Annotated in this window: 18 protein-coding genes and 1 pseudogene; 10 read left to right on the top strand and 9 right to left on the bottom strand. The window is 64.1% G+C overall.

Annotated features, from left to right (window positions below; all coding sequences use genetic code 11):
- Positions 1–11 precede the first annotated feature (11 nt).
- The 4 genes from pssA to ASC78_RS09880 all read right to left on the bottom strand — a co-directional run bounded on the left by pssA (position 12) and on the right by ASC78_RS09880 (position 4,460).
- Entirely contained in the window at positions 12–836 is an 825-nt protein-coding gene (gene pssA / locus ASC78_RS09895) for a CDP-diacylglycerol--serine O-phosphatidyltransferase (protein WP_055800083.1), read from the bottom strand.
- 181 nt (positions 837–1,017) lie between these two features.
- Positions 1,018–2,034, bottom strand: a complete 1,017-nt coding sequence (gene ilvC, locus ASC78_RS09890; RefSeq protein ID WP_055800079.1) for a ketol-acid reductoisomerase — start codon at positions 2,032–2,034, stop codon at positions 1,018–1,020.
- 45 nt (positions 2,035–2,079) lie between these two features.
- Entirely contained in the window at positions 2,080–2,571 is a 492-nt protein-coding gene (gene ilvN, locus ASC78_RS09885; protein ID WP_055800077.1) for an acetolactate synthase small subunit, read from the bottom strand.
- Between the two features lie 104 nt (positions 2,572–2,675).
- Positions 2,676–4,460, bottom strand: a complete 1,785-nt coding sequence (locus ASC78_RS09880) for an acetolactate synthase 3 catalytic subunit (protein ID WP_055800074.1) — start codon at positions 4,458–4,460, stop codon at positions 2,676–2,678.
- A gap of 283 nt (positions 4,461–4,743) precedes the next feature.
- Here ASC78_RS09880 and ASC78_RS09875 point away from each other — a divergent pair, with 283 nt between their 5' ends.
- Genes ASC78_RS09875 through ASC78_RS09850 form a run of 6 tightly spaced genes read left to right on the top strand, consistent with a single transcriptional unit; the run spans position 4,744 to position 8,224 of the window.
- A complete protein-coding gene (locus ASC78_RS09875) occupies positions 4,744–5,310 on the top strand; it encodes an RNA polymerase sigma factor (protein ID WP_055800071.1) in 567 nt (188 codons plus the stop codon).
- Positions 5,307–5,729, top strand: coding sequence for a DUF3619 family protein (locus ASC78_RS09870; RefSeq protein WP_055800067.1), 423 nt, complete (start codon positions 5,307–5,309; stop codon positions 5,727–5,729). Before ASC78_RS09875 ends, ASC78_RS09870 begins: the two co-directional genes overlap by 4 nt.
- 12 nt (positions 5,730–5,741) lie before the next feature.
- Entirely contained in the window at positions 5,742–6,617 is an 876-nt protein-coding gene (locus ASC78_RS09865; protein WP_055800065.1) for a DUF3106 domain-containing protein, read from the top strand.
- Between the two features lie 14 nt (positions 6,618–6,631).
- Positions 6,632–7,198, top strand: coding sequence for an RDD family protein (locus ASC78_RS09860; RefSeq protein ID WP_055800062.1), 567 nt, complete (start codon positions 6,632–6,634; stop codon positions 7,196–7,198).
- Positions 7,195–7,602, top strand: coding sequence for a diacylglycerol kinase (locus ASC78_RS09855; protein WP_055800059.1), 408 nt, complete (start codon positions 7,195–7,197; stop codon positions 7,600–7,602). Before ASC78_RS09860 ends, ASC78_RS09855 begins: the two co-directional genes overlap by 4 nt.
- A gap of 31 nt (positions 7,603–7,633) precedes the next feature.
- Positions 7,634–8,224: a TIGR00730 family Rossman fold protein gene (locus ASC78_RS09850; RefSeq protein ID WP_055800056.1), complete on the top strand. Its 591-nt coding sequence runs from the start codon at positions 7,634–7,636 to the stop codon at positions 8,222–8,224.
- Positions 8,225–8,266: 42 nt separating this feature from the next.
- Here the strand turns inward: ASC78_RS09850 and ASC78_RS09845 are convergent, their stop codons facing one another.
- Positions 8,267–8,605 carry a P-II family nitrogen regulator gene (locus ASC78_RS09845; protein ID WP_055800053.1) on the bottom strand — a complete coding sequence of 113 codons (339 nt, stop codon included), beginning with the start codon at positions 8,603–8,605 and terminating at the stop codon, positions 8,267–8,269.
- Positions 8,602–8,829: pseudogene (locus ASC78_RS09840) on the bottom strand (NAD+ synthase); the annotation flags it as partial. The gene ASC78_RS09845 and the pseudogene ASC78_RS09840, both read right to left, overlap by 4 nt.
- 125 nt (positions 8,830–8,954) lie before the next feature.
- Here ASC78_RS09840 and ASC78_RS09835 point away from each other — a divergent pair.
- Positions 8,955–10,136: a GNAT family N-acetyltransferase gene (locus tag ASC78_RS09835; protein ID WP_055800048.1), complete on the top strand. Its 1,182-nt coding sequence runs from the start codon at positions 8,955–8,957 to the stop codon at positions 10,134–10,136.
- A gap of 69 nt (positions 10,137–10,205) precedes the next feature.
- On the opposite strand, the gene ppa is transcribed toward ASC78_RS09835, so the two are convergent.
- Positions 10,206–10,733 (bottom strand): inorganic diphosphatase, encoded by a 528-nt coding sequence (ppa, locus tag ASC78_RS09830; protein WP_055800043.1) that lies wholly within the window; start codon positions 10,731–10,733, stop codon positions 10,206–10,208.
- A 254-nt stretch (positions 10,734–10,987) separates the two neighbouring features.
- Between ppa and ASC78_RS09825 the strand changes: the two genes are divergently transcribed.
- Together ASC78_RS09825 and ASC78_RS09820 are read left to right on the top strand one after the other, a co-directional pair.
- Positions 10,988–13,189: a sodium-translocating pyrophosphatase gene (locus ASC78_RS09825; protein ID WP_055800147.1), complete on the top strand. Its 2,202-nt coding sequence runs from the start codon at positions 10,988–10,990 to the stop codon at positions 13,187–13,189.
- Between the two features lie 13 nt (positions 13,190–13,202).
- A complete protein-coding gene (locus tag ASC78_RS09820; RefSeq protein ID WP_055800039.1) occupies positions 13,203–13,571 on the top strand; it encodes a nuclear transport factor 2 family protein in 369 nt (122 codons plus the stop codon).
- Positions 13,572–13,586: 15 nt separating this feature from the next.
- On the opposite strand, the gene ASC78_RS09815 is transcribed toward ASC78_RS09820, so the two are convergent.
- Entirely contained in the window at positions 13,587–14,222 is a 636-nt protein-coding gene (locus ASC78_RS09815) for a TetR/AcrR family transcriptional regulator (RefSeq protein ID WP_055800036.1), read from the bottom strand.
- A gap of 110 nt (positions 14,223–14,332) precedes the next feature.
- On the opposite strand from ASC78_RS09815, the gene ASC78_RS09810 reads away from it, so the two are divergent.
- Complete coding sequence (locus tag ASC78_RS09810) at positions 14,333–15,175, top strand: metal-dependent hydrolase (protein WP_055800034.1); 843 nt, start codon at positions 14,333–14,335, stop codon at positions 15,173–15,175.
- Here ASC78_RS09810 and ASC78_RS09805 read toward each other — a convergent pair.
- Entirely contained in the window at positions 15,172–15,753 is a 582-nt protein-coding gene (locus ASC78_RS09805; protein ID WP_055800031.1) for a hypothetical protein, read from the bottom strand. The genes ASC78_RS09810 and ASC78_RS09805 overlap by 4 nt on opposite strands.
- Positions 15,754–15,781: the final 28 nt, after the last annotated feature.

The following is a 15,781-nucleotide window of genomic DNA, read 5'->3' as shown; positions in this document are numbered from 1 at the left end:
ACAAGCTGCCGTCAGTTATGCAAGCCCCGCTCGTCCGGCTCTTCGGTCGAGGTGCTGATCACGCTCGCCTGCTGGCCCTTGGCCTTGCGCCACGCGTAGACCACGTAGCCGCTCAAGCCATAGGCCACGAACAGGCCGAACAGCACCGTGGGCGGATGGATGTTGATGACCGCAATGCCCAGGGCAATCAGCACGATCACCACGAACGGCACGCTCTTCTTCATCTGCACGTCCTTGAAGCTGTAGAACGGCGCATTGGTGACCATCGAAAGTCCGGCATAGAGCGTGAACGCAAAGGTGATCCACGTGATCTGCGTCCACGAGAGGTACAGCACCTCGCCGCCCCGCTTGCCCCACTCGGTCATGAGCCAGATGAAGCCTGCCACCAGCGCGGCAGCGGCCGGCGACGGAAGCCCCTGGAACCAGCGCTTGTCGACGACGCCCGTGTTGACGTTGAAGCGCGCAAGCCGCAGCGCCGCGCAGGCGCAGTAGACGAAGGCCGCGATCCAACCCCAGCGGCCCAGGCCCTTGAGCGACCACTCATAGGCGATGAGTGCCGGTGCGGCGCCGAAGGACACCATGTCGGACAGCGAGTCCATCTGCTCGCCGAACGCACTTTGCGTGTTGGTCATGCGGGCCACGCGGCCGTCGAGGCTGTCCAGAATCATGGCGGCGAACACGCCGAGCGCCGCGAGATCGAAGCGCCCGTTCATTGCCATCACGACCGAATAGAAGCCGCCGAACAGCGCGGCAAGCGTGAACAGGTTCGGCAGGATGTAAATGCCCTTGCGGCGCTTGCGCGGCGGCACTTCGTCGGGAACCGTGTCGTCATGCATTGAGTTTGCCTTCGTCCCTCGTGGACACCGGGCGAACGGCCACCCGGTCGATAGCGTCTTGATCTGTAATTCGCATGGGTTCGCAGTGTAGTTCAGGGGATTGTTCGCCCCCTCCATGAAAAAGGCCACCCAGCGGGTGGCCCTCGTGAAATGGGCGCCGCGGCGCCCACTTCCTGGTGGATCAGTTGCGGGTCTGGTCGACCAGCTTGTTCTTCTTGATCCAGGGCATCATCGCGCGCAGCTTTTCGCCGACCACTTCGATCTGGTGCTCGGAGTTCAGGCGGCGGCGGCTGATCAGCGTCGGTGCGCCGGCAGCGTTCTCGAGCACGAAGCTCTTGGCGTATTCGCCGGTCTGGATGTCCTTGAGCACTTGCTTCATGACCTTCTTGGTCTCTTCGGTCACGATGCGCGGGCCGGTGACGTACTCGCCGTATTCGGCGTTGTTCGAGATCGAGTAGTTCATGTTGGCGATGCCGCCTTCATAGATCAGGTCGACGATCAGCTTGAGCTCGTGCAGGCATTCGAAGTACGCCATTTCGGGCGCGTAGCCGGCTTCCACCAGCGTTTCGAAACCAGCCTTGATCAGTTCGACCGTGCCGCCGCACAGAACCGCTTGTTCGCCGAACAGGTCGGTCTCGGTTTCTTCGCGGAAGTTGGTCTCGATGATGCCGGCCTTGCCGCCGCCGTTGGCGGTGGCATAGCTCAGCGCGAGATCGCGCGCCTTGCCGGTCTTGTCCTGGTGCACGGCCACGAGGTGGGGCACGCCGCCGCCTTGGGTGTAGGTGCTGCGCACGGTGTGGCCCGGGGCCTTGGGAGCCACCATCCACACGTCGAGGTCGGCGCGGGGCTGCACGAACCCGTAGTGCACGTTGAAGCCGTGCGCGAAGACGAGCGAAGCGCCTTCCTTGATGTTCGGGGCCACGTCGTTCTTGTAGACGTTGGCGATCTGCTCGTCGGGCAGCAGGATCATGACCACGTCGGCGGCCTTCACTGCGTCGGCCACTTCGGCGACCTGGAGGCCGGCCTTCTCGACCTTGGGCCATGAAGCGCCGCCCTTGCGCAGACCGACCACGACCTTGACGCCGCTGTCGTTCAGGTTCTGCGCGTGTGCGTGACCTTGCGACCCATAACCGATGATTGCGACCGTCTTGCCCTTGATCAGGCTCAGATCCGCGTCCTTGTCGTAATAAACCTTCATGTCATGCTCCTTCGTTGATTCGGGGGTGGTAATTGCTGAGAAAAACTAGACGCGCAGGATGCGCTCGCCGCGTCCGATGCCGCTGGCACCGGTGCGTACCGTCTCGAGAATTGCGCTGCGCTCGATGGCCTCGAGAAACGCGTCGTTCTTTCCGTGGTCGCCGGTCAGTTCGATGGTGTAGCTCTTGTCCGTGACGTCGATGATGCGGCCGCGGAAGATCTCGGCCATGCGCATCATTTCTTCGCGCTCCTTGCCGACCGCGCGCACCTTCACCATCATGAGCTCGCGCTCGGTGTAGGCGCCTTCGGTCAGGTCGACGACCTTGACCACTTCGATCAGGCGGTTGAGGTGCTTGGTGATCTGTTCGATCACGTCGTCCGAGCCCGCGGTGACGATGGTCATGCGCGAGAGGCTCGGATCCTCGGTCGGCGCGACGGTCAGCGATTCGATGTTGTAGCCGCGGGCCGAGAAAAGGCCCACGACGCGGGAAAGAGCACCGGGCTCGTTTTCCAGCAGCACTGCAATGATGTGTTTCATGTTTGCGTGACTCCTCTTTTCGCCGCCCTCCCCCGTGCACGGTAATGCGCGGGCTTGGCGGGCAATAGATTCGTCAGTGAAGAGTTAAGCGAATGCGCCGTGGATCAGAGATCTTCGGCACCCAACAGCATCTCGGTGATGCCCATGCCGGCCTTGACCATCGGGAACACGTTCTCGGTCGGGTCGGTGCGGAAATCCATGAACACCGTGCGGTCCTTGAGCTTGCGTGCTTCGCGCAGCGCCGGCTCCACGTCTTGCGGACGCTCGATCAGCATGCCGACGTGGCCATAAGCCTCGGCCAGCTTCACGAAATTGGGGAGCGCATCCATGTAGCTGTGGCTGTAGCGGCCGGAGTATTCGATCTCCTGCCACTGGCGCACCATGCCCAGGTAGCGGTTGTTGAGCGAGCAGATCTTGATCGGCGTGTTGTACTGCAGGCAGGTGGAGAGCTCCTGGATGCACATCTGCACCGAACCCTCGCCCGTGATGGTGAACACTTCCGAATCGGGCTTTGCGAGCTTGATGCCCATGGCGTATGGAATGCCCACGCCCATGGTGCCTAGGCCGCCTGAATTGATCCAGCGGCGCGGCTCGTCGAAGCGGTAATACTGCGCGGCCCACATCTGGTGCTGGCCCACGTCCGACGTGATGTACGCGTCGGCGTCCTTGGTCATGTTCCAGAGGGTCTCGACCACGTACTGCGGCTTGATCACGTCCTTGTTGCCGCGGTCGTACTTGAGGCAGTCGCGCGAACGCCAGGCCTCGATGGTCTTCCACCAGTCGGCCAGCGCGCCGGCATCGGGCTTGGTGGTGCTCTCGCGGATCATCGAGATCAGCTCGGTCAGCACGTCTTTCACGTCGCCGACGATCGGAATATCGACCTTCACGCGCTTGGAAATGCTCGACGGGTCGATGTCGACGTGGATGATCTTGCGGTCGTTCAGCGCGAAATGCTTCGGGTTGCCGATCACGCGGTCGTCGAAGCGCGCGCCCACCGCCAGCAGCACGTCGCAGTTCTGCATCGCGTTGTTGGCTTCGATGGTGCCGTGCATGCCCAGCATGCCCAGGAACTTGCGGTCGCTCGCCGGATAGGCGCCCAGGCCCATCAGCGTGTTGGTGACCGGGTAGCCGAGCATGTCGACCAGCGTGCGCAGTTCGTTGCAGGCGTTGCCGAGCAGCACGCCGCCGCCGGTGTAGATGTAAGGGCGCTTGGCGTTCAGCAACAGCTGCAACGCCTTGCGGATCTGCCCGCCATGGCCCTTGCGCACCGGGTTGTACGAACGCATCTCGACTTTGTCGGGATAGCCGGCGTACGGTGTCTTCTTGAAGGAGACGTCCTTGGGCACGTCCACCACCACTGGGCCCGGCCGGCCGCTGCGTGCGATGTGGAAGGCCTTTTTCATCGTCATGGCCAGATCCTTGGGATCCTTGACGAGGAAGTTGTGCTTCACGATGGGACGCGTGATGCCCACGGTGTCGCATTCCTGGAAGGCATCGAGGCCGATGGCCGCCGTGGGTACCTGGCCCGAGATGATCACCATCGGGATCGAGTCCATGTACGCCGTGGCGATGCCGGTGACCGCATTGGTCAGGCCGGGGCCGGAGGTGACCAGCGCAACGCCCACGTCGCCCGTGGCGCGCGCATAGCCGTCGGCCGCGTGGACGGCCGCCTGCTCGTGGCGCACCAGCACGTGCTGGATGGTGTCCTGCTTGTAGAACGCGTCGTAGATGTACAGAACCGCGCCGCCAGGGTAGCCCCAGACGTACTGGACGCCTTCGGCCTGCAGTGCCTTGACCAGCACTTCAGCGCCCATGAGTTCTTGCGTTTGGTTGCCGGCGCCAGAGGACGCGGCTGCTGCGGAAGCGAGTTCCGCCTTAGAGATTTCCATGATCAACCTTTGGAGTTTTTTCGGGAACGAAAAACCTTGGGTGCCCCTTGCCAGCCCTTGTGGGGCCGCGCCAGGACTTGAGGCCAAAGCCATGAGCGGACTGATGTTCCGCCGGACCGTGACCCGTTTGCCTTTTGACTTGCAGCGCGGATTATGACATTGATGCGGCCGCCGCCGCGCCGAAATCCTCGCGAATAGGCCCCGGGGCATAATCCGCGGCAGAAAAACACAAGCGCTCCCCAGACACCATTTCCCACGCGGCGCCTGTGGCGCCCCCTCTCGCTTGGCCACTGAACAAGAACTTTCCGACTTTCTGAAGAGCGTCGAACGGCGTGCTTTCAAGCGCTCGGTCTATCACGTGCGGGACGAGGAAGCGGCACTCGACATCGTGCAGGACAGCATGATGAAGCTGGCGCAGCACTACGGCGACAAACCGCCGGAAGAGTTGCCAATGCTGTTCCAGCGCATTCTCTCCAATTGCACCCTCGACTGGTTTCGCAGGCAGAAGACCCGCCGCGCCCTGTTTTCGAACCTCGGCGACTTCGAGGCCGCCGGCGACGAGGGCGATTTCGACCTTCTGGAGAACTTCGTCTCGCCCACCGACTCTAGGGAAACAGAGAGCGCGGAGGACACCACCCGACGCGCCCAGGTGTTCCACGAGATCGAAGAACAGATAGCCGCTTTGCCGGGACGTCAACGCGAGGCTTTCCTGATGCGTTACTGGGAAGAAATGGATGTGGCGGAGACGGCCGCTGCAATGGGCTGCTCCGAAGGCAGCGTCAAAACCCATTGTTCGCGGGCCGTACACGCCCTGAGCAAGGCGCTCAAAGCCAAGGGAATTTCGCTATGAACACTAAGGTTCCAACTTCTTCTTTTGCCGTCGAAGATCAATTCGGCCAGCGAGTGGCTGCGCGGCTTTCGGCCGGCACCCAGGAGCTGCCGCATGACATCGGCGAACGGCTGCGCGTGGCACGGGCGCAGGCGGTCGCCATGCGCAAGCAGGCTCCTCAGTTGCGGGCGGCCCCGGTCATCATGCAATCGGGTCATGTGGCCACCATGGGCGGCGGCTGGTGGACACGCATCGGCTCGGTGGTCCCGCTGATCGCGCTGGTCGCGGGGCTGATCACCATCAGCGTCATGCAGGACGAAGACCGCGCCAGCGAGCTGGCCGAAGTCGACTCGGCCTTGCTGACCGACGACCTCCCCCCCGCCGCGTACACCGACCCGGGGTTCGCGCAGTTCCTCAAGGCTGACAGCGCCTCCGACTGATCCGCCGAAAGCATGCGACGCTCTTCCGTCTTCCGCACCGACGCGTCCTATCCGCTGCGCCCGCAACCGTCGGGCGCAATCATTTGGGCGCTTGCGCTTGCCATGGCGGCCTTCGGCCTGACGCTTGCCAGCGCCCAGACCACCCACTTCCCGCCGGCCAAGTCAGGCGAGACGGCTGCCCCGGCGGCTGGTTCGAGCCCCTCCGCGCCCAAGGCGACCAAACCTTACTGGAGCGAGCTCACTGCTGAGCAGCAGCAGGCGCTCCAGCCGCTCGCGTCCCATTGGCACACCCTGAATGCGGGCCACAAGCGCAAATGGCTCGCACTGTCACGCAACTACGCCAACATGTCGGCCGATGACCGAACCACGCTGCACAGCCGCATGATCGAATGGGCCGCCCTGAGCAACCAGCAGCGCGCGCAGGCTCGCCTCAACTTTGCCGAGGTCAAGCGCGTGCCTGTCGACGAGCGCAAGGCCAAGTGGGAGCAGTACCAGGCATTGAGCGAGGAAGAAAAGCGCCGGCTCGCGGAGCGCGCGCCCGCCAAGCCGCGCGGTGCGGCCATTCCGGTGCGTCCCATTCCCGCCCAGAAGCTCGTGACGGTGCCTGCAGTCACGCCGGCTGGGCAGCACACGCCCCGCATCATGCTGGCCCCGCCTCCATCTCTCTCGGCCGTGCCGGCCACGTCACCTGCGGCCGCCGTCATGGTGGCGTCGCCGCCGGAGCGCGTTCCAGCTCTTGTGACCGCGCCCGCCCCGTCCGGCACGTCCAGCGTGGCGTCGCAGCCGGTTCCCCCGGCCGAGGCCCAGGTGCTGGTGCCGCCGTCTGGCCCCGGTCCGTCGTCTTCCAATCCTTCAGGCCGGACTGCCGAGCAGCCCCTGCCCCCCTGATTCCCAAGGTTTCGATGGTTTCAAATGCGTCCGAGAGTTCGGAATCGGATCCCACTACTTCGTCCGCAGAACCTCAAAACAGCGCTCCTCATTCGATAGTGCCTGGCCTGTGGCGGCGCATGGCTTGTTGGATGTATGAAGGCATGCTGCTGTTCGCCGTGGTGTTCGTCGCGGGCTGGCTGTTCAGTACGCTCGGACAGATGCGCGACGCCATGGACGCCCGTCGGCATCTGCTCCAGGCATTTCTCTTCGTGGTTTTCGGCGTCTACTTCGTCTGGTTCTGGACCCGGGGGCAGACGCTGGCCATGAAGACGTGGAACATCCGCATCGTCGACCTGCATGGGCGCCCCCTCACTCAGCGCCGCGCCCTGGTGCGCTACCTGCTGAGCTGGATCTGGTTCCTGCCGCCCTTGGCCGCCATCTCACCTTTCAAGCTGTCGGGCGGAGAATCGGCTGTGCTGATCTTCGGATGGGTCGCCGTCTGGGCATTGCTGGCGCGCTTTCACCCCGAGCGCCAGTTCTGGCACGACGCCTGGGCCGGCACGCGGCTCATCACCTCCAAGCCCATGAGCCGCCAATGAGTGCCTTGCCCAAGCTTCCTGATCCCGCCGTCAACCCGCAGAAAACCCGCAAGGGCCTGGACCGCGTGTGGCATGCCACGCTGATTTCGCTGCATGGCCTTCGCGCGGGATGGAGCGAGCCGGCTTTCCGCCAGGAAGCCGTCATGGCCATTGTGATGATTCCGGCGTCGTTCTGGCTCGGCCGCGGCTGGGTCGAAGTAGCCCTGCTCGCGGGCAGTGCCATCCTGGTGATGATCGTCGAGTTGCTCAACACGGCGGTCGAAGCCGCCATCGACCGCATCGGGCCCGAGTGGCACGACCTCTCCAAGCGCGCCAAGGACATGGGCAGCGCCGCCGTCTTGTTGTCGCTCGCCCTGTGCGGCGGCATCTGGCTGGCGGCTTTGTGGCAGCGCTTCGCGTCATGAAGACGCCCGCCGCACGAGGCATGATGGCGGCATGAATCCTGAATTTTCGATCTGTGTGTATTGCGGCTCGCGCCCCGGCGAGCGGCTTGAGTTTTCCAGGGCCGCGGAAGCGGTCGGCCAGTGGATCGGCGCGCACCGCGGCCAGCTGGTCTACGGTGGCGGACGCACCGGACTGATGGGCACCGTGGCCGAGGCCACTCGCAACGCCGGCGGCCGAGTCGTCGGCATCATTCCCAAGGCGCTGGTAGACCGCGAACTGGCCAATCCGCTGTGCGACGAACTCCACGTCGTCGACACCATGCATGAGCGCAAGGCCATGATGGGCGAGCGCGCCGATGCCTTCATCGCGCTGCCCGGCGGCATCGGCACCTTCGAGGAATTGTTCGAGATCTGGACCTGGCGGCAGCTCGGCTATCACGACAAACCGACCGGCATTTTGAACACCGCCGGCTACTACGACAGCCTGCTCGGCTTCCTCGCCCACAGCGTGCGCGAAGGCTTCATGGGCGAATGGCAGATGGAGCTGATCCGCACCGGCACCGACGCCACCGAACTGCTCAGCGCGCTGCGCGCCGAAGTACCGCTCCACCCTCGCGGCGACAAACTGGCCGAAAACCTCTAGTCCGGCAGTCAGTCCATCCGCGCGACGATTGGCGGCGAGCCGTCAGACGGCGTTTTCGTTCTCTTCGCCGGTGCGGATGCGCACGATGCGATCCACGCTGGTGACGAAGATCTTTCCGTCGCCGATCTTGCCGGTGCGCGCCGAATTGACGATGGCTTCGATGCAGCGCTCCACGTCGTCCTCGTTGACGACCACTTCGACCTTCATCTTCGGCAGGAAGTCGACTACGTACTCGGCACCGCGATAGAGCTCTGTGTGGCCTTTCTGGCGGCCGAAACCTTTCACTTCGGTCACCGTGAGGCCGGTAACGCCCACTTCGGCCAAGGCTTCGCGCACGTCCTCGAGCTTGAAGGGTTTGACGATGGCGGTGATCTGCTTCATGGTTTTTGCGCTCCGGCGGTTTCGTTGAATTTGCTGGTGATAGGGTAACGCCAATCCTCGCCGAAGCTTCGATGTGTCACCCGGATACCCATTGGCGCCTGGCGCCGTTTGTATTCATTGATCTTTTCGGGCCGTGCACCCTGCTCGACCACCGCTTGTTCGCAGCCCTCCGAGATGGTCTCGCCGATGCTTTCATGGTGCTGCACGTAGCGTGCCAGGATGCCGTACCCGATGTTGGCTTTCACGGCATCATCACAGCCTTCGGTGAAGGCGCCGGCGAGGTCGCCCACCACAAAATCGAATTGCGCGACGGCGCGCTTGAGCGTCATTACAGAAGGAAGAAAAAGGCTTGAACGATTATGTCATTCGGGTGGCGGCGTCGCTGTCGGACCTGAGCCCGAAAGCATGGAACGCACTGCTCTCGGCCGAAGCGGACCCGTCGCCTTTCATGCGCTACGAATACCTCGCGGCGCTGCACGAGAGCGGCAGCGCCTCGCCCGAGAGTGGATGGACTGCGCAATTCATCACCCTGTGGCGCGGCGACGAGTTGCGAGCGGCCTGCCCCGCGTACATCAAGACCCACTCCTACGGCGAATACGTTTTCGACTGGGCCTGGGCCAATGCCTACGAGCAGCATGGGCTGGCCTACTATCCCAAGGCCGTGGTGGCAGTGCCCTTCACGCCGGTGCCCGGCACGCGTTTGCTGGCACGCGACGCGCAAGCCCGCACGCTGCTGGTGCAGGCCTTGGTGGCCTGGTGCAAGAAGGAAGAACTTTCGTCCCTTCATTTGCTGTTTGGCGCAGAGGCCGACATCGCAGCCTGCACCGAAGCAGGCCTCATGCTGCGCAACACGGTGCAGTTTCACTGGACGAACGCGGCGCCGGATGTGCCGGATGGAACAACCGGCTACAGAGACTTCGAATCCTTCCTTGCCAGCCTGTCCCACGACAAGCGCAAGAAGATCCGCCAGGAGCGCCGCAAGGTGGCCGAGGCCGGCGTGACCTTTCGCTGGTCGCGCGGTGCGGACATCGCCCCTTCAGACTGGGATTTTTTCTACCGCTGCTATGCGCGCACCTATCGCGAGCATGGCAACCCGCCTTATCTTTCGCGAGACTTCTTCCGTCGCATGGCCGACACCATGCCGGAGGCGTGGCTGCTGTTCATTGCCGAACGAGCGGGCAAGCCAATCGCAGCAAGCCTGATTGCGCTGTCAACGCACGCGGACGACGCGCTGGTGGCGTATGGCCGCTACTGGGGCGCTCTCGAACGCGTCGACTGCCTGCATTTCGAAGCCTGCTACTACCAGCCACTGGCCTGGTGCATTGCACACGGCGCCAGGCGATTCGAGGGGGGCGCGCAGGGCGAGCACAAGATGGCGCGTGCATTGATGCCGGTGAAGACCACCAGCGCCCATTGGCTCGCGCACCCCGCGTTCGCCGACGCGGTCGAGCGCTTTCTCGAACGCGAGGGCGAAGGCATCGAGAACTACATGGACCACCTGGGCGAACGCAGCCCTTTCAAGGCCGGTTGAGAGGCGGTTCGCGCGACCGCCATTTCAAGGCGCCGCCGCTGCGGCCCGCCTTGCGGGCTGAAGCTTTTCTTACTTCTTGTAGGCAGCAATGCCGTCGACGACTTCCTTCTTGGCTGCGTCGATGCCTTCCCAGCCCAGCACCTTGACCCACTTGCCGGCTTCCAGGTCCTTGTAGTGCTCGAAGAAGTGGCTGATCGCCTTCAGGCGCATCGGGTTCACGTCGTCGACCGACTTCCAGTGGCTGTAGATCGGCAGCACCTTGTCGGTGGGCACGGCCAGCACCTTGCCGTCCACGCCGGCTTCGTCTTCCATCAGCAGGATGCCGAGCGGGCGGCACGGCACCACGACCCCGGGCAGCAACGGATACGGCGCAATCACCAGCACGTCGACCGGGTCGCCGTCGCCCGACAGCGTCTGCGGCACGTAGCCGTAGTTGGCCGGGTAGTACATCGCGGTCGTCATGAAGCGGTCCACGAAGATCGCGCCCGATTCCTTGTCGACTTCGTACTTGATCGGGTCGGCGTTCATCGGGATTTCGATCACGACATTGAAGGCGTCGGGGATGTTCTTGCCGGGGGAGACTTTGTCGAAGGACATGACGTTTTCGGGTAGTTGAAAAGTATGAGGGGAGATGGGGACAAACCCGGAGTTTACTTTCCGTGTCATGGCACGGTCGCACACGCATGCGTTTTTGCCTGTAAATTGCAACCGTTGGCCAATCGGCTCCGCACTTCGGTGCAGCGAGCTTCGAGGAAGCAACGCGACGGAAAACCTGGGTCCCGTACGCGTTGCGCGCAGGATCCATGCTGTCCGTCTCCACAAGTCACAACGAACGAATGGAGAAGCAAAGCATGATCGGCAACACCCCCCTGATACTCGCCATCGTCTGCGGCCTCGTGGCCGTCGGCTACGGTTTCTGGGCGCGAAGTTGGATTCTCGCCAAGGACCCCGGCAATGCGCGAATGCAGGAAATCGCGGCAGCCATCCAGGCCGGCGCCTCCGCCTACCTCGCCAAGCAATACACCACCATCGCGGTGGTCGGCCTGGTGCTGGCCATCCTCATTGCCATCTTTCTCGACGCGACCACGGCCGTCGGCTTCGTGGTGGGCGCAGTGCTCTCGGGCGCCTGCGGCTTCATCGGCATGAACGTTTCGGTGCGCGCCAACGTGCGCACCGCGCAGGCGGCCACGCAAGGCATCGGCCCGGCGCTCGACGTCGCGTTTCGCGGCGGCGCCATCACCGGCATGCTGGTTGTGGGCCTGGGGCTCCTGGGCGTCTCGGTCTTCTACTGGTTCCTGGCGGGCAACGGCAACCTCACGCCGGACCGCAACCTTTCGAACATCCTCAATCCGCTGATCGGCTTTGCCTTCGGCTCCTCGCTGATCTCGATCTTCGCGCGGCTGGGCGGCGGCATCTTCACCAAGGGCGCCGACGTGGGCGCCGACCTGGTGGGCAAGGTCGAAGCGGGCATTCCCGAAGACGACCCGCGCAACCCCGCCGTGATTGCGGACAACGTGGGCGACAACGTGGGCGATTGCGCCGGCATGGCGGCTGACCTGTTCGAGACCTACGCCGTCACGCTCATCGCCACCATGGTGCTGGGCGCGCTGATGGTCACGGCGGCACCGGTCAACGCGGTGCTCTATCCGCTGGCATTGGGCGGCGTGTCGATCATCGCGTCGATCATCGGCTGCTTTTTCGTCAAGGCCTCGCCCGGCATGGTCAACGTGATGCCGGCGCTCTACAAGGGTCTGGCGGTGGCGGGCATCCTGTCGCTGATCGCGTTCTGGTTCGTCACGGCCTGGCTCATCCCCGATAACGCCATTGCCCCGAGCGGCAGCCAGCTGAAGCTGTTCGGCGCCTGCTTCGTGGGCCTGGCGCTCACGGCCGCGCTGGTGTGGATCACCGAGTATTACACCGGCACGCAGTACAAGCCGGTGCAGCACATCGCGCAGGCCTCGACGACGGGCCATGGCACCAACATCATCGCGGGCCTCGGCGTCTCGATGCGCTCGACGGCATGGCCGGTGATCTTCGTCTGCATCGCGATCATGTCGTCCTACATGCTTGCGGGCCTGTTCGGCATCGCGGTAGCCGCTACGGCCATGCTCAGCATGGCGGGCATCGTGGTGGCGCTCGATGCCTACGGCCCCATCACCGACAACGCCGGCGGCATCGCCGAGATGAGCGAAATGCCTGCCAGCGTGCGCGACATCACCGACCCGCTCGATGCGGTCGGCAACACCACCAAGGCCGTGACCAAGGGCTATGCCATCGGCTCGGCCGGCCTGGCCTCGCTGGTGCTCTTTGCCGACTACACCCACAAGCTGGAGAGCTTCGGGCTGAACATCAGCTTCAACCTGAGCGACCCGATGGTGATCGTCGGCCTCTTCATCGGCGGCTTGATTCCCTACCTGTTCGGCGCCATGGCCATGGAAGCCGTGGGCCGCGCGGCCGGCGCGGTGGTCGAAGAGGTGCGCCGGCAGTTCCGCGAGATCCCCGGCATCATGGAAGGCACCGGCAAGCCAGAGTACGGCAAGGCCGTCAGCATGCTCACCGGCGCGGCCATCAAGGAAATGATGATCCCATCGCTGCTGCCAGTGGTGGTGCCGATCGTCGTCGGCCTGGTGCTCGGGCCCAAGGCGCTGGGCGGCCTGCTGATGGGCACCATCGTCACCGGCCTGTTCGTCGCCATCTCCATGTGCACCGGCGGCGGTGCGTGGGACAACGCCAAGAAGTACATCGAGGACGGACACCACGGCGGCAAAGGCTCCGAGTCGCACAAGGCGGCCGTCACCGGCGACACCGTCGGCGATCCCTACAAGGACACGGCCGGTCCGGCGGTGAACCCGCTGATCAAGATCATCAACATCGTGGCGCTGCTGATCGTTCCGCTGGTGGTCAAGTTCCACGCCGGCGACGCGGGCGCGGCCGTACCGCACAAGATCGAGACGCCCCCCGCCGCGACCGCGCCGGCTGCTCCTTCGGTGAGCGCTGCTCCGGTTGCCCCCGCTGCACCGCCGGCAGCGGTTGCTTCAGGCGCCGTGAAGTGAAGAGCACGACCTGATGCCGTCTGCCGAAAGACTCGAGGCCTTCATTGCCGCCGTGGAAAGCGGCGCGCATGCCAGGGCCATCGAGAACTACTACACCGAAGACGCAAGCATGCGCGAGAACCAGTCCGAACCCCGGCGTGGCCGCGGCACGCTGGTTGCTCACGAGCAGGCGGTTCTGGACGGCACCGACTCCGTGGACTCGACGTGCGTGCGCCCCGTGTTCGTGAATGGCGACCATGTGGTGATCCGCTGGGTTTTTAGCTTCCGCTTCAAGGGCGGCAAGGCCATGCGCATGGAAGAGCTCGCCTGGCAGCGCTGGGAGGGCGACCGCATCGCCGAGGAACAGTTCTTCTACGATCCCGCGCAAAGCAAACCGGCCTGACGCGCGTCCGGCGCGCTACCTGAGGCTCTCGGCGGCCACCGCGCGCACCAGGCGCGTGGCCGGCGAGACCAGCTGCCGCAGATCGCCGACGCGGTCTTGTTCGATGGCCTGGAGCACCAGTTCGTTGACACCGCCCACGACCGTCATGGCCATTTCACTCGTCAGGTGCGCGGCAGGTCCCTGTGCATCGCTGCTTGTACTGCTGTTGATGGCCGTCTGGATGAAGCTGGCGATTTCGCCGTTCACCCGTCGCCGAGCCGCAAGCCCTGGCATTCCAAGACCCAGGATCTCGACGAACAGCGTGCGCAGCAGCACCGGATCCTGCGCAAGATAGTCGAGGTACGCCGTCATAGCCTGCTCCACTTGCCGGTGCCAGGGTTGCCCCGGATCGAAGGCCTCGGCAACCGCTCGCAGCGCCCGCTTGCTGGCCGCCTCATAGAGCGAAACCAGGCATTCGGCCTTGGTCGTGAAATGCTCGTAGAAGGTGCGCCGCGAAACGGCCGCCTCGCGCACGATGTCCGCGATGGTGGTGTCCGCGTAACCCTTGGCCGCCACCGCCCGCGCCATGCCTTCCAGCAGTCGGGAATAGTGCTCATGAGTCAGTGGCGCGGTGGAGTTGGCCACTGCCGGGCTTTCAGTCGCTGTGTTCATGGGGCGCACATTTTCCTACGCATTGGTACTTGACGGTACCGACTGTAGTGCGCATCATCCGATCAATCGGTACGAATGTGTACCAACCGACTTCCTCGAGGACCGCTTTCATGACCGACCTTGTCGTGCGTCGCCTTCTGATCGACCTGCAAACGCCGTTCGGCCGCAACTGGTGCGGCGGCGATGCATTCTCGACCGCCTTCTTCAACGCACTGTCGATGAGCTTTCCCTTCGGCGAGCAGTTCTTCATCGATGCCGTGCGCGACGGCATGGCCACGCTGCCCGCCAATGTCGAGGAAAAATACCGAGCCGACGTACGCGGCTTCATCGGCCAGGAAGCGACCCATCGGCGCATCCATTCGCTCTTCAACGGGCATCTCGAGAGCCAGGGCCTGAAGGACGCCTGGTCCCCACGTGCCGCCAGGCGCATGCAACTCATGGAAGGCGCGGATCCTCGCCACGCGCTGGCAATCACCGCGGCCACGGAGCACTTCACCGCCATGTTCGCCGAATGGCTGCTGGCCCACCCTGAAGTGCTCGAGGGCGCCGAACCCCGGCTGCGGACCATGTGGTTCTGGCACAGCGCCGAGGAGCTGGAGCACAAGGCCGTCGCCTTCGATCTCTACAAGGCCGCCGGGGGTTCGGACCCGTGGCGCACGCGATGGTTTCGCCGCGTGACGCTCATGTTCCTGGGCGATTTGATGCGACAGACAGTCGCAAACCTGCGCCACGAGCGGCAGTTGTGGCAATGGGCGACCTGGAAGAGCGCCGCGCGGATTCTGCTGGGCCGAGGCGGCCTGCTTCGGGGCAACTGGAGTGCGTGGCGCAGCTATTTCCGCGCCGACTTCCATCCGGCGCAGCAGGACAGCAGCCTTTCAGTGCGCTGGCTCGAAGACAACCGCGCGCAGTTCACCCTTGTGGGCTCGGCGCAGGAGGCGGCCGCCGCGCTTTAGTAGAACGTTGCCCGGTGCGCAGTTGTGCCCGCGCCTGCGCGCTGCTCGGGCCGCAGCGTCAGTTCGTGCAGGGTGTCGAAGTCGGACGGTGCGTCCGGGATGCGCATCACCGTCTCCTCCTCGGTCAGCGAGGCAACCCACAAGCCCGCGGGCGAATCGGCGGGCTCGTCGTTGGCGAAGTTGCCATCGCGGATGTAGAGGGTTTCGCCCTCTGGCCGTTCGGTATGCAGTTCGACCAAGCGCGAAATCGAGAAGTTGTAGGTCACGAGTTTTTCGCGCGTATTGCGGTCTTTGCCGCCGCAATTGAAAGAGCCTTCCGAGGCAATGACGATGCAGGAGCCCTCGACGCCATGGTCGACCTGGCTGCCAGTGCGCCAGATGGCGTTAGGCAGCCGCACGCGCACCTTGTCGATCACCAGGTCGCGCTGCCTGTTGAGACTTCCGAGCGGCGGAACCAGCGAGCGCAGCTGGCGCAGCCGCTCGGCAAAGTTGTCGTCCATGAGGAATTCGACATGGTGCGTCGCGCTGCCCGAGGAGCGCTTGACCACCTGCATCACGACATGACGCGGCTTACTCATTGCAAGTCCTTCCGCAGATCGCCCGGCG

Origin of the sequence: Variovorax sp. Root318D1 (genome assembly GCF_001424835.1) — a bacterium.
In the GTDB taxonomy this organism is placed as follows: domain Bacteria; phylum Pseudomonadota; class Gammaproteobacteria; order Burkholderiales; family Burkholderiaceae_C; genus Variovorax.
This window is presented reverse-complemented; position numbering and strand designations above follow the sequence as displayed.

Excerpts from the sequence above, each read along its gene's own strand:
- pssA (WP_055800083.1), bottom strand. The coding sequence starts at position 836 with ATGCATGACGACACGGTTCCCGACGAAGTGCCGCCGCGCAAGCGCCGC.
- ilvC (WP_055800079.1), bottom strand. The coding sequence starts at position 2,034 with ATGAAGGTTTATTACGACAAGGACGCGGATCTGAGCCTGATCAAGGGC.
- ilvN (WP_055800077.1), bottom strand. The coding sequence starts at position 2,571 with ATGAAACACATCATTGCAGTGCTGCTGGAAAACGAGCCCGGTGCTCTT.
- ASC78_RS09880 (WP_055800074.1), bottom strand. The coding sequence starts at position 4,460 with ATGGAAATCTCTAAGGCGGAACTCGCTTCCGCAGCAGCCGCGTCCTCT.
- ASC78_RS09870 (WP_055800067.1), top strand. The coding sequence starts at position 5,307 with ATGAACACTAAGGTTCCAACTTCTTCTTTTGCCGTCGAAGATCAATTC.
- ASC78_RS09865 (WP_055800065.1), top strand. The coding sequence starts at position 5,742 with ATGCGACGCTCTTCCGTCTTCCGCACCGACGCGTCCTATCCGCTGCGC.
- ASC78_RS09860 (WP_055800062.1), top strand. The coding sequence starts at position 6,632 with ATGGTTTCAAATGCGTCCGAGAGTTCGGAATCGGATCCCACTACTTCG.
- ASC78_RS09855 (WP_055800059.1), top strand. The coding sequence starts at position 7,195 with ATGAGTGCCTTGCCCAAGCTTCCTGATCCCGCCGTCAACCCGCAGAAA.
- ASC78_RS09850 (WP_055800056.1), top strand. The coding sequence starts at position 7,634 with ATGAATCCTGAATTTTCGATCTGTGTGTATTGCGGCTCGCGCCCCGGC.
- ASC78_RS09845 (WP_055800053.1), bottom strand. The coding sequence starts at position 8,605 with ATGAAGCAGATCACCGCCATCGTCAAACCCTTCAAGCTCGAGGACGTG.
- ppa (WP_055800043.1), bottom strand. The coding sequence starts at position 10,733 with ATGTCCTTCGACAAAGTCTCCCCCGGCAAGAACATCCCCGACGCCTTC.
- ASC78_RS09825 (WP_055800147.1), top strand. The coding sequence starts at position 10,988 with ATGATCGGCAACACCCCCCTGATACTCGCCATCGTCTGCGGCCTCGTG.
- ASC78_RS09820 (WP_055800039.1), top strand. The coding sequence starts at position 13,203 with ATGCCGTCTGCCGAAAGACTCGAGGCCTTCATTGCCGCCGTGGAAAGC.
- ASC78_RS09815 (WP_055800036.1), bottom strand. The coding sequence starts at position 14,222 with ATGAACACAGCGACTGAAAGCCCGGCAGTGGCCAACTCCACCGCGCCA.
- ASC78_RS09810 (WP_055800034.1), top strand. The coding sequence starts at position 14,333 with ATGACCGACCTTGTCGTGCGTCGCCTTCTGATCGACCTGCAAACGCCG.
- ASC78_RS09805 (WP_055800031.1), bottom strand. The coding sequence starts at position 15,753 with ATGAGTAAGCCGCGTCATGTCGTGATGCAGGTGGTCAAGCGCTCCTCG.